The organism is Streptomyces sp. 8L, from assembly GCF_020176795.1.
Taxonomy (GTDB): domain Bacteria; phylum Actinomycetota; class Actinomycetes; order Streptomycetales; family Streptomycetaceae; genus Streptomyces.
In genome coordinates, this window is record NZ_JAIUKE010000227.1 from 1 (window position 1) to 11,754 (window position 11,754).

Annotated in this window: 10 protein-coding genes; 7 read left to right on the forward strand and 3 right to left on the reverse strand. The window is 73.0% G+C overall.

Features of this window, described 5'->3' with window-relative positions; genetic code table 11:
* Window positions 1–471 precede the first annotated feature (471 nt).
* The gene (locus LCE31_RS19795) at window positions 472–1,212 is read left to right on the forward strand and encodes a DedA family protein (RefSeq protein ID WP_225015967.1); all 741 of its coding nucleotides are present in this window, start codon (window positions 472–474) and stop codon (window positions 1,210–1,212) included.
* Window positions 1,213–1,290: 78 nt separating this feature from the next.
* Here the strand turns inward: LCE31_RS19795 and LCE31_RS19800 are convergent, their stop codons facing one another.
* The 3 genes from LCE31_RS19800 to LCE31_RS19810 all read right to left on the reverse strand — a co-directional run bounded on the left by LCE31_RS19800 (window position 1,291) and on the right by LCE31_RS19810 (window position 3,270).
* Window positions 1,291–1,833, reverse strand: a complete 543-nt coding sequence (locus LCE31_RS19800; RefSeq protein WP_225015969.1) for a GrpB family protein — start codon at window positions 1,831–1,833, stop codon at window positions 1,291–1,293.
* A 94-nt stretch (window positions 1,834–1,927) separates the two neighbouring features.
* Window positions 1,928–2,176, reverse strand: coding sequence for a DUF2277 domain-containing protein (locus tag LCE31_RS19805; protein ID WP_225015971.1), 249 nt, complete (start codon window positions 2,174–2,176; stop codon window positions 1,928–1,930).
* A 32-nt stretch (window positions 2,177–2,208) separates the two neighbouring features.
* The gene (locus LCE31_RS19810; RefSeq protein WP_225015973.1) at window positions 2,209–3,270 is read right to left on the reverse strand and encodes a LacI family DNA-binding transcriptional regulator; all 1,062 of its coding nucleotides are present in this window, start codon (window positions 3,268–3,270) and stop codon (window positions 2,209–2,211) included.
* Window positions 3,271–3,420: 150 nt separating this feature from the next.
* On the opposite strand from LCE31_RS19810, the gene LCE31_RS19815 reads away from it, so the two are divergent.
* From LCE31_RS19815 to LCE31_RS19840, 6 genes are all read left to right on the forward strand, one after another.
* Window positions 3,421–4,827, forward strand: a complete 1,407-nt coding sequence (locus LCE31_RS19815) for an extracellular solute-binding protein (RefSeq protein ID WP_225015976.1) — start codon at window positions 3,421–3,423, stop codon at window positions 4,825–4,827.
* A 291-nt stretch (window positions 4,828–5,118) separates the two neighbouring features.
* The gene (locus tag LCE31_RS19820; RefSeq protein WP_225015981.1) at window positions 5,119–5,973 is read left to right on the forward strand and encodes a carbohydrate ABC transporter permease; all 855 of its coding nucleotides are present in this window, start codon (window positions 5,119–5,121) and stop codon (window positions 5,971–5,973) included.
* A complete protein-coding gene (locus LCE31_RS19825) occupies window positions 5,970–6,875 on the forward strand; it encodes a carbohydrate ABC transporter permease (protein ID WP_225015978.1) in 906 nt (301 codons plus the stop codon). The genes LCE31_RS19820 and LCE31_RS19825 overlap by 4 nt, the downstream gene beginning before the upstream one ends.
* An 8-nt stretch (window positions 6,876–6,883) precedes the next feature.
* Window positions 6,884–9,433 (forward strand): beta-glucosidase family protein, encoded by a 2,550-nt coding sequence (locus tag LCE31_RS19830; RefSeq protein ID WP_374118506.1) that lies wholly within the window; start codon window positions 6,884–6,886, stop codon window positions 9,431–9,433.
* A gap of 298 nt (window positions 9,434–9,731) precedes the next feature.
* Window positions 9,732–10,805 (forward strand): glycoside hydrolase family 25 protein, encoded by a 1,074-nt coding sequence (locus LCE31_RS19835; protein WP_225015979.1) that lies wholly within the window; start codon window positions 9,732–9,734, stop codon window positions 10,803–10,805.
* A gap of 248 nt (window positions 10,806–11,053) precedes the next feature.
* Window positions 11,054–11,754 (forward strand): HAD family hydrolase (locus LCE31_RS19840; RefSeq protein ID WP_374118507.1); only part of this gene is annotated, 701 nt, incomplete at its 3' end.

The following is an 11,754-nucleotide window of genomic DNA, read 5'->3' on the forward strand; positions in this document are numbered from 1 at the left end:
CGGTAACGGCGGGGGCGGTAACGGCAGGGCCGTAACGGGTAACGGCGGGGCCGTAACGGCGGGAGCGGCTTTCGGTCGGCCAGGGACGGTAACGGGGGCAGTAACGAGCCCGGCGTCCCGGGCCGGAGCGGCGAGCGTTTGGTCGGCGTCCTCGGCACCGTCACCGCCTGACCGCCCACGGCGCCCGTGCCCGCCGCCCACCCGCACGGTCGCCCACGCCAGGTCACCGGTCCGCCACCGTGCGCAGTGGCATGTCCACCGCCCGGCCGCGAGGTGGACGGCGAACGTCTCGAAGTGGACAACATCACGCACGGCGGGTGATCTGCCCCCGGCATGCGGGCGTACGCTGTTTGGCTGGTAGGCCGCTTCCGCCGCTCTGTCTGCGACACTCGCGGCCGCGCCGTCGGGGCGCACACCGCACCACATCCCGGACAGTGTCCGCGGACGAGTCGGATCGGGGAACAGAGCACCGTGCTGGAGAGTCTTGGGCCGCTCGCGAGCAGCCCGTGGATCTACGCCGTCGTGGCGCTCTCCGTCCTGCTCGACGTCTTCCTGCCTGTCCTGCCGAGCGGTGTGATCGTCGTCACGGCCGCGACCGCGACGGCCGCGAGCTCCACCACGGTGGCACACGCCGCCGACCGGATGTCGGGCTCGGCCCGCCTGCCGCACGAACTCCCCTCGCTGCTCCTGCTCGGCCTCTGCGCCACCACCGCGTCGGTCCTCGGCGACCTGGTCGCCTTCAGCCTCGCCCGCAGCGGAAGCGCCAGACTCGCCACCGCCCTCACCCGCTCCCGCCGCCTGGCCAAGGCCCACGAGAGCCTCGGCAGGGCGCTCACGGCGGGCGGCGGCACCCTGGTCGTGATCGCGCGCTTCGCGCCCGCGGGCCGCTCGGTGATGTCGTTCGGCGCGGGTGCCTCGCAGCGCAGGACGAAGGACTTCCTCCCGTGGTCGGCCCTCGCGGGCGCGGCCTGGGCGGTGTACAGCGTGGGCCTCGGCTACTTCGGCGCCCAGTGGCTCGGCGCGAGCTGGGTCGGCACGGTGCTGTCCGTGCTGGCGCTGTTCGGCGCGGGCGCCGTCGCCGCGTACGTCGTACGCCGCCCCAAGGCGCGTGAGGCGGCCACGGACGCGTCCGCCGCCGTGGCGTCCCCGGTCAGGCTGATCGGCTGCGAGCCGGCCCCGGCGCCCGAGCCCGCGTCGGTCAGGGCCGCGTAGTCCCCCGCCCGGGACGGAGCTAGGCCGGGCCGCCCTCCTACGAGCCGCCCTCCCTACGCCCTCCTACGAGTGGCCTCCCTACGAGCCGCCCGCCCGTCGGCGGCGGGCCCGCGCCATCAGCTCGTCGACGAACGCGGACTTCTCCGCGATGTAGCGGGGGCGTTCCGCGGCATGGCGGTCGGCCAGGGCCCGCTTCAAGCGGCCGTACTCGCGGGCGGCCTCGTCGTCGGACCTGAGGTAGTCGCGAAACAGCCGGTAATCCTCGGGGAGCGGTGAGCCCACGGCGACGACGTGCAGGTGATGGGTGCGTCTGCCGTCCGCCACCTTGCGGAAGAAGAGGTGCTGTTCGTCGTCGGGGAACGAACCGGGCCGGTAGTCGTAGCCGTGCCGCGCCAGCGCGTCGGTCCGCTCCCGTACGTCCTGGACGTCGGCGACGACCGCGAGGATGTCGATGGTCGGCTTGGCGCACAGGCCAGGGACGCTGGTGGAGCCCACGTGCTCGATGGCCGACGCGCCGGGCAGGACGCCCGCCAGCAGCGCCCGCTCCGCGGCGAAGCGCGCGGGCCACGCCGGGTCGTAGTCGACCACTTCGACCGTCCTGGCCCCGGGACCGTATTCCACTGCTCCGCCCTTCCGTCCACGCCCGTCCACGCGCCCGCCGCGGGATGTCCCGCGAGTCCGCCGACGCCGCGGCCGGACGTCCGCGGGCCGTGTGTCACCCGCCGGAGGCCACCGGACGCGGGGCGCTCTTCGCGGCGCCCCGTACCTCCAGGCCGGCCAGGAGCTTCCCGGTGGACGCGGCGATCTCGGCCACGGCCCGGTCGAAGACCTCGCGGTTGTGCGCGGCCGGGGCGCGGAAGCCGGACACCTTGCGTACGTACTGGAGCGCGGCGGCCGTGATCTCCTCCTCGGTGGCCTCTTCGGGGAGTACGGGCGGACGGAGAGTCTTGATGCTGCGGCACATGCCTCCAGTGTGCCGCGCGACGGGCGCCCCGGTCAGTCCGTGGGGCCCTTGGGCGCGCGCGTGCTGTCCCGTACGACGAGGCGGGTGCCCAGCTCGATCCGGGTCTCGGGGCCCGCCTCCTCGGCGGGGCCCTCGGGGCGGCCGGTCCCCCGGTCCCCGCGCAGCCGCAGGAGCATCTGCGCGGCCTCCTCCGCCATCCGTACCAGCGGCTGGTTGACGGTGGTCAGCGCGGGGCTCGACCACTGTGCGAGCGGTATGTCGTCGTAGCCGACGACGGAGAGGTCCTCAGGGACCTGGAGGCCCAGCACGCGCGCCGCCTCCAGTACGCCGAGCGCCTGGAGGTCGCTGCCCGCGAAGACCGCGGTGGGCCGGTCGGGCGCGCGCAGCAGGTCGAGGGCGTGCTCCCGGCCGGAGGCGACATGGAAGTCGCCGTAGCGCACGAGAGCGGGGTCGGGCGTGAGCCCCGCCATGCCGAGCGCGGAGCGGAAGCCGTCGAGGCGGGCGAGCGAGCAGAGCATGTCCTCGGGGCCCGTGATCACCGCGATCCTGCGGTGGCCGAGATCGATGAGGTGGCGGGTCGCGGCGAGGCCGCCGGCCCAGTTGGCCGAGCCCACGGAGGGGACGTCGGGCTCGGGGTCGCCCGCCGGGTCGACGATGACGAACGGGATGGCGCGCGACCAGAGCTTCTTCTTCAGCTCGTCCGGCAGCGTCGAGAACACCAGGACCACGCCGAGCGGGCGGCGCCGCAGCACGCCCTCGACCCAGTCGGCGCCGGGTGAGTGGCGGGTGCCGGTCTCGGTGAGCACCACGCTCATGCCGTTGCGCTGTGCGATGTTCTGCACGCCTCTGATCAGCTGCATCGACCAGATGCTGTCCAGCTCGTGGAAGACGATCTCAAGGAGCGGGGCCTCGGGGGGCGTTGGCGCGGACCGCCGGTAGCCGTGCTCGTCGAGCAGCTCCTCGACCTTGACGCGCGTGGGGGCCGAGACATCCGGCCGCCCATTGAGCACCTTCGAAACTGTCGAGAGCGACACCCCGGCTTGCGTCGCCACCTGGGCCAGGGTGATCCGGCCCGCGCTCCTGTCATCTGCCATGGCTGAAGGATAGAGCAAGGGCCTTCGGTAACAGTTTGATTGCGCGGGAGACCGGTACGTGACGGGCTGTTGACGCCATCGCACCCCAACTCTACGGTCGCCGTCCATAGGGCTTTCGGTATTCTTGCCGACACTTTCGAAGGGGACGCGATGCGGATATCGGCGCGGATGTCGCGGGGATCGACGTCGGGAGCAGGGCGTACGGGGGCGCGGACAGCGGTGGAGCGGGCGTCCGGGCGCGGTCCTGGCAGCGCGGCGCCGCCGCGGGCCCGGTTCACCCGCACCCTCGCGTTCGGCGGCGCGGCCCTGCTGCTCGGCACATCGCTGGCGGCCTGCGGCAGCGGCTCGGGCTCGGGCGGCTCCCAGGAGTTCCACGTCCTCGTCTACGGCGACGCGGGCAACAAGGTCGAGAAGAGGATCGTCGCCCAGTTCAACAAGACGTCGAAGGTGAAGGCCGTCCTCGACACCATCCCCGGCGCCGACTACCAGACGAAGCTCCAGACGATCATCAACACCCCGCAGGCGCCGGACGTGTTCTACAACTGGGGCGGCGGCTCCATCAAGCCGTTCGTCAAGGCCGGCCTGCTGATGCCGCTCGACGACGTCTTCAAGAACGACCCGGAGATCGGCGGCCACTTCCTGCCCGCCGTCTACAACAGCGCGAAGATCGACGGGAAGGCGTACGGCATCCCGATGCGCGGGACCCAGCCCGTCCTGCTGTTCAGCAACAAGAAGGTCCTCGCGGACGCGGGCGTCACCGCGCCGAAGACCTGGGACGACCTGCTCGCGACCGTGAAGAAGCTCAAGGCGAAGGGCGTCACACCCATCGCGCTCGGCGGCGGCGACAAGTGGACCACCATGATGTGGTTCGAGTACCTCTACGACCGGGTCGCCGGCCCCGGCCTCTTCGAGAAGGCCGCGTCCGGGGACAAGAGCGCCTGGGCGAGCCCCGACAGCAAGAAGGCGCTGTCCATGATGCGGCAGCTGGTCGACGCGGGAGCGTTCGGCAAGAACTTCGACTCGGTGAAGTTCACCGGCGGCGGCTCGGCGCAGCTCCTCGCGTCCGGCAAGGCGGGCTTCGAGCTGATGGGTTCGTGGGAGTACTCGACGCAGCAGGACGCGAGCCCCGACTTCGCCGCCAAGGACCTCGGTTACAGCACCTTCCCGACCGTGCCGGGCGGCAAGGGCGATCCGACCGACCTCGTCGGCAACACCAACAACTTCTACTCGGTGATGAAGAAGACGAAGCAGCCGGCCGCGATCGCGAAGTTCCTGAAGCTCATGTACTCCGACGAGTTCGTGAAGGCGCAGCTCGGGATCGGCAACCTGCCGACCACGACCAACACCGACCAGTTCCTGGACACCAGCAGCAACCCCGCGTACGCGAAGTACCAGCTGAACCTGGTCTCGAAGGCACCGTCCTTCCAGGTCTCCTGGGACCAGACCTACCCGCCGTCGCAGATGACCCCGATCTACAACGCCATCCAGGAGTTCACCGACGGCAAGACCGACGCCGACGGCTTCATCAAGGCCATGCAGGCCCTGGACGCGAGCTGACGGGCGGATCGGAATCGCTATGACGTCCGCGACCTCCCCCGCCGGCACACCCCGGGCGGGAAAGCGCCCGGGGAGCGCGCCCTCGGCCCGGGGGCCCCCCCCCCCCCCCCCCCCCCCCCGCCGGGCCCGGGGGGGGGGCGCCCCCGCCCCCGCGGGGGGTGGGGGGGGCCCCCCCGGGGGGGTTGGGGGGCGGGCGCGGGCCGGGGGGGGGGGCGGGCCCGCCCCGCCCGCCCCCCCCGCCCCCCCCCGGCCCGCGGCGCCCCCCCGGCGCGGGGCACGGCCAGGCCCGGCATTGTCTGGGCCCTGCCCGCCGTGGTGTTCTTCGGCCTGTTCGCGCTGGTCCCGCTGGTGCTGGTGGCGGTGCTCTCGTTCACCGACTGGAGCGGCCTCGGCTCGCCCGAGTTCTCCGGGCTGGCCAACTGGACCAAGCTGTTCCAGGACCCGGTGATGATCCAGAGCCTGTGGCTGAGCGTGCTGCTCACCGGGCTCGGTGTGGTGGTGCAGACGCCCCTGTCGATCCTGATCGGGGTCTGGGCCGCCGGTCACCAGCGCGGACGCGCCGTGCTCGCCGCGATCTTCTTCGTGCCGCTGCTGCTGTCGGTGACGGCGGTGTCGGTGCTGTGGCGGGCGCTGCTCGACCCGAACTTCGGTGTGCCGTCCCAGGCCCACTGGCTGTTCGGCGACGGCAACCTGCTCGGTTCACGCACCGGGGCGATCGGTGTGCTGGTGTTCGTCAGCGCCTGGCAGTACACACCGCTGCACTCGCTCATCTACCAGGGCGCGGCCCGCGCGATCCCGCGCGTGCTGTACCAGGCAGCGGCGGTCGACGGGGCGGGAAGGTGGCGGCAGTTCTTCCACGTCACCCTGCCGCAGCTGCGCAACGCGGTCGTCACCTCGGTGATCCTCATGATCGTCGGCGGCCTGACGACCTTCGACTCGGTCCTGATCCTCACCGAGGGCGGGCCGGGGACCGACACCACCATCACGGCCTACTACATGTACGACAAGGCGTTCAAGAGCTTCGACTACGGCACGGGCGCGGCGGTCGCGCTGCTGCTCGTCGTGGTGGCGACGGCCGTCTCGCTGATCGTGGTGCGGCTCTCGGGCTACGACCGGATGGCGGGCACGCAGGAGGGACTGTCATGAGCGCGGTGGTACGTCCCACCCCGGCGCCCCCGGCGAACGGCCGGAGCGCACGGCGCGCGTCCCGGCGCCCCGCGTCCGGCGTCGTCGGCGCGCGGCCCAACTACGTCGCGGGCGTCGGCGCGTTCCTCTGGCTGTGCGTGGTGGGCCTGCCGGTGTACGTGATGCTCGGCGCGACCGTGCGGTCCAAGCCGGACTACACGGCGGGCGGCCCGCTGTCGCTGCCCGGCACATTCTCGTTCGGCAATTTCGTGCGGGACCTCCACAGCGGTTTCGGCCGCTACTTCCTCAACACGGCGGTGGTCACGGCGAGTGTGGTGGCGATCGTGCTGCTGCTCGTGCCGCCGCTGGCGTTCGCGATCGTCCGCAACCGGGGGCGCGCCACCTCCACCGTCTTCCGGATGTTCCTGCTGGGCCTCGCGGTGCCCGCGCAGGCGGTGATCGTGCCGATGTTCTACCTGATCAGCAAGGCGGGGCTCTACGACAACCTGATCGGTGTGATCCTGCCGACGGCGGCGTTCTGCCTGCCGGTGTGCGCGCTGATCCTCACCGGGACCATGCGCGACATCGGCGGCGAGCTGTTCGAGGCGATGGCCATCGACGGCGCCGACACCAAGCGGGTGTTCTTCCGGCTCGTGGTGCCGCTGTCGAAGGGCGGTCTTTCGACGATCGTGGTCTTCTCCGCGCTCCAGGCGTGGAACGGCTTCCTCTTCCCACTGGTGCTGACGCAGTCGGAGAACACCAAGGTGCTCACCCTCGGCCTGTACAACTTCCAGACCCAGTACGGGGTGGACATCCCCGCGATGCTCGCCGCCGTGGTGCTGTCCACCCTGCCCGTCCTGCTCGTCTACCTGTTCGCCCGCAGAGCGCTCGTCCAGGGCCTCATGGGAGTCGGAGGAAAGTGAACGAGAACATGACCCCCAAGGCCCCCGGGACACCCGTCGCCTCCGGGACACCCGTGGTCCCCGGGACCCCCGTGGTCCCCGAGGGCCACGGAAGCGCCGGGGAGCGCGCGGCGCGGCGCGCGGCGCGGGTGGCGGAACTGGTCTCCGCGATGACCCTGGAGGAGAAGCTCGCCCAGCTGTACGGCCTGTGGGCGGGCGCCTCCCAGGACGGCGCCGAAGTCGCCCCGCACCAGAGCGAGATGGGTGCGCCGCCGCGACTGGAGGAACTGCTGCCGACCGGACTCGGCCAGCTGACACGGCCGTTCGGCACCGCGCCCGTCGATCCGGCCCTCGGCGCCCTGTCGTTGATGCGCACGCAGGCGCTGATCGCGGGCAAGAACCGGTTCGGTGTGCCCGCGCTCGCCCACGAGGAGTGCCTCGCCGGGTTCGCGGCCTGGCGCGCCACCGCCTACCCGGTGCCGCTGTCCTGGGGCGCGTCCTTCGACCCCGGCCTGGTGGGCGAGATGGCGGCGGCGATCGGCCGCGACATGCGCTCGGTCGGCGTCCACCAGGGCCTCGCGCCGGTGCTCGACGTCGTACGGGACGCGCGCTGGGGCCGGGTCGAGGAGACCGTGGGCGAGGACCCGTACCTGGTCGGTGTGATCGCGACGGCGTACGTGCGGGGGCTCGAGTCCGCCGGTGTGGTCGCGACGCTGAAGCACTTCGCGGGCTACTCGGCCTCGCGCGCGGGCCGCAACCTGGCGCCGGTGAGCATGGGCGTCCGGGAGCGGGCGGACGTGGTGCTGCCGCCGTTCGAGATGGCGGTACGGGAGGGCGGCGCGCGCTCCGTGATGCACGCGTACACCGACACGGACGGCGTCCCCTCCGCGGCGGACGGCGCGTTGCTGACCGGCCTGCTGCGGGAGACGTGGGGGTTCACCGGCACGGTCGTGGCGGACTACTTCGGGGTGGAGTTCCTGCGCACCCTGCACGGCGTCGCGGCGGACGACGCCGACGCCGCGGCGCTGGCGCTGGCAGCCGGGGTGGACGTGGAGCTGCCGACGGTCAAGACGTTCGGCACGCCTCTGCGGGAGGCGGTCGCGGCGGGCCGGCTGCCGCGCGAGACGGTGGACCGCGCGCTGACCCGCGTCCTCACGCAGAAGGCCGAACTCGGCCTGCTGGACGAGGACTGGACCCCGGTGCCGCCCGCCCTCGCGGGCGCGGACACCGAGGGCGGCGCCGACGCGGTGGAGCGGCTGCGCGGCACGGTCGACCTCGACACGCCCGCCAACCGGCACCTCACGCGGCGGCTCGCCGAGGAGGCGGTGATCCTGCTGTCGAACGACGGCACACTGCCGCTGGCCGGGGCGGTGGTGAGCCCGGGGGACCCGACTGCCCCGGCGTCGGCCGGCGCGCCGGTGGGTCCCGCGGCGGCCGGCCCGCTCACGCCGGGCCGGGTGTCCCCTGCCAAGGTGGCGCTGATCGGGCCGCAGGCCGGCAGCCCGACAGCAGTGCTCGGCTGCTACGCGTTCCCCGTGCACATCGGCGCGCAGCATCCGGACCTGACCCCGGGCATCGAACTGCCCACACTGCACGAGGCGTTGGCGGCGGAGTTCCCGGACAGCGAGATCGTCGTGGCCGAGGGCTGCGGGGTCGACACACCGGACACGGACGGGATCGCGGCGGCCGTCGCCGCCGCGCGCGGCGCGGACGTGGTGGTCGCGGCGCTCGGCGACCGCGCGGGCCTGTTCGGCCGGGGCACCAGCGGCGAGGGCTGCGACGCCCCCGACCTGGCGCTGCCCGGTGCCCAGCAGGCGCTGCTCGACGCCCTGCTGGACTGCGGAACGCCGGTGGTCGCCGTCCTGCTCGCGGGCCGGCCGTACGCGCTGGGCCGCGCGGTGGACGAGGCCGCCGCGATCGTCCAGACGTTCTTCCCCGGCCAGGAGGGCACCCGGGCGATCGCCGGGGTGCTGTCGGGCCGTGTCGAGCCGTCCGGCCGGCTGCCGGTGAGCGTGCCGCGCCTGCCGGGCGCCCAGCCGGCCGGCTACCTGGCGCCGGCGCTGGCCGGGGCGAGCAGCGTCTCCAGCATCGACCCGACTCCGGCGTTCGCGTTCGGCCACGGGCTCACGTACACCTCCTTCACCTGGTCGGACCTCGCGGTCACCGCGCCGCGCGCCACCACCGCGGGCCGCCTCGCCCTGTCCTTCACCGTCCGCAACACCGGTCACCGGCGCGGCACCGAGGTGGCGCAGCTCTACCTGCACGACCCGGTCGCGTCCGTCGTACGGCCCGTCCAACGGCTGCTGGGCTGGGCGCGGTTCACCCTGGAGGCGGCGCAGGAGGCGCGGATCGAGATGACCGTGCCCGCCGACCTGGCGTCCTTCACGGGCGCCGAGGGGCGGCGGATCGTGGAGCCGGGCGCGCTGGAACTGCGCCTCGCGACCTCGGCGGCGAGCGGGGACGTACGCCTGCGGGCGAGCGCCGAACTGACCGGCCCGGTACGGGAGGTGGACCACACCCGAGCGCTGCACGCGGACATCACGGTGACCGTCGCGGACACCGCGGGGCCTCGCGGCTGACACGGTCCGGCTCCACCACCGACGACGGAGCCGGGCCGCACCACCGCACCACCACTGCCCGTCCGTATATGGATATGGCATGTGCGTCCATGGCATGTGGGTCCATGGCGTGGCCCAGGGGCCGACATGCCCGAGCGGGCACCGGTCATCCTTGTGCAGGAGGTGGCCTCTTTCGTGCAGAGTGGGTGACAACTCCTCTCGCGGGCGCGGAATCTGGTACGGATGACGTAGACAGGACGGCGGCGGAAGCCGTCCGTCCCTACGTACGGTGCCCGCACGGATGCCCGGAGGAGACCGGATGGCCGCCACCAGTCGAGGGGTCGACGTATCCGCCTACCAGGGCGTACAGGACTGGGCCGCCCACAAGGCCGAGGGTGTGGCGTTCGGCTTCGCCAAGGCGAGCGAGGGCGAGCACACGCACGACAGCAGGTTCGCCACCCACATCAAGGGCATCAAGGGCGCGGGCCTCGTGCCCGGCGCCTACCACTTCGCGTGGCCGAACCAGCCCGCGTCCGTCGAGGCGGCGAACTACGTCGCCGCCGTCAAGTCCTATGCGGGCAAGGGCTTCTGCCACTGGCTCGACCTGGAGCGCTACAGCGACGGCCGCAACTACGCGGGCCGGTCCGCGGCACAGATCAAGGCGTACGCGACGGACTGGCTCGCGGCCGTGCGCAAGGCCTTCCCCGGCCAGCGGGTCGGCGTCTACACCTCGGGCGACGACCTCGCGAAGGGCCATGTGCCGAGCGGCGTTCCGCTCTGGTACCCGGCCTACACGTGGGGCACCGCGTCGGTCTCGTACGCGAAGGCCGAGGCGGCGGCGCGGCCGCACCCGTCCGGGCAGACGCCGCTCTTCTGGCAGTTCACCAGCACCCCCCTGGACAGGTCGCTCTGCTACCTGTCCGCGACCGCCCTGCGCGCGTGGGCCGCGGGCACCGACGCCCCGGAGGACGACATGCCCCAGTTTGTCAACCTCGGCCTGGCCGAGCCCTACACGATCGCCCCCGGCAAGGACTGGGACGCCATCGAGTTCACGAAGGAGTACACGGACGAGACCGGCGACCACTCCCCCGGCGGCAGTGTGTTCGTGCGCGGCTCGGCGCGCTTCTCCGGCCAGGTCAGCCTCACCCTCGAAGGCGCCCCCGCGGGCGCGCAGATCCAGGTGCGCCAGTCGGAGGTGGACGCGAAGGGCGCGTACGTCCTCGACCATCCCATCACCGAGATCATCGCCACGGAGGGCGCCACCTTCGGCACGGTCCCGCTGACGAACCACCTCCCGGCGGGCCACGGCATGCGCATCCGCGTCAAGGCGTTCCAGTCGACCCCGCTGAAGGTGACGGCGGCGGTGGTCAAAGCCCTGGTCTGGAAGGGCTGACGGGGCGATCAAGACCCTGGCCCGGAAGGGCTGACGGGGCGCTCAAGGCTTTGGCCCGGAAGGGCTGACGGGGCCCCGGACACCGCGAACCGCCCCCGGCGCCGGGCCGTACACCAGCGTGCCGGCCCCGCGCACGGGCGCGCACCTTGGGTGCGTTACAGGTGCTTAGCGGTGCTACGGGCGACATGAGGACGGCGGAAGGGCCACGGTCCCCGACCGGGCACCCCTGCCGTCCTACGATGCCGGGCATGATCCGCGCAGTAGTTCTCGACATCGGGGAGACCCTCGTCCGCGACGACCGGTACTGGGGCGCCTGGGCCGACTGGCTCCGGGTGCCGCGCCACACGGTGTCCGCCCTCGTCGGCGCCGTGGTCGCCGAGGGACGGGACAACACCGACGCGCTACGCCTCGTCAGCCCCGGCATCGACGTCGCCTCCTCGTACGCGGCGCGCGAGGCGGCGGGCCGGGGCGAGTTCCTGGACGAGAGCGACCTCTATCCGGACGTCCGGCCGGCCCTCGCCGAGCTCAGGGCGCGCGGCCTGCGGGTCGTTGTCGCAGGGAACCAGACGGCACGCGCGGGCGAGCTCCTCCGCGGACTCGACCTGCCCGCCGACGTGATCGCCGCCTCCGGGGAGTGGGGCTGCGCGAAGCCCGACCCGGAGTTCTTCCGGCACGTACGGGCCGCCGCCGCGGCCGACGAGCACGAAACGGTCTACGTCGGCGACCATCCCGGCAACGACATCTTCGCCGCACACGCCGTGGGTTTCCGCACCGCGCACCTCAGGCGCGGGCCCTGGGGCCACTTCTGGGCCGACGACCCCGCCGTCGTGCAGAGCGCGGACTGGTGCGTGGACAGTCTCACCGACCTGGCCGCGGCCGTCGTCGAGGCGAACGCCACGGCGGGCGCGGAGCCCGTCGCGGGGACGGACGCCGTCGCGGGGGCGGGGCG

Bases quoted from the DNA above. Each gene is read 5' to 3' on its own strand.
- LCE31_RS19805 (WP_225015971.1), bottom strand. From the start codon at position 2,176: ATGTGCCGCAGCATCAAGACTCTCCGTCCGCCCGTACTCCCCGAAGAG.
- LCE31_RS19825 (WP_225015978.1), top strand. From the start codon at position 5,970: ATGAGCGCGGTGGTACGTCCCACCCCGGCGCCCCCGGCGAACGGCCGG.
- LCE31_RS19815 (WP_225015976.1), top strand. From the start codon at position 3,421: ATGCGGATATCGGCGCGGATGTCGCGGGGATCGACGTCGGGAGCAGGG.
- LCE31_RS19810 (WP_225015973.1), bottom strand. From the start codon at position 3,270: ATGGCAGATGACAGGAGCGCGGGCCGGATCACCCTGGCCCAGGTGGCG.
- LCE31_RS19830 (WP_374118506.1), top strand. From the start codon at position 6,884: ATGACCCCCAAGGCCCCCGGGACACCCGTCGCCTCCGGGACACCCGTG.
- LCE31_RS19835 (WP_225015979.1), top strand. From the start codon at position 9,732: ATGGCCGCCACCAGTCGAGGGGTCGACGTATCCGCCTACCAGGGCGTA.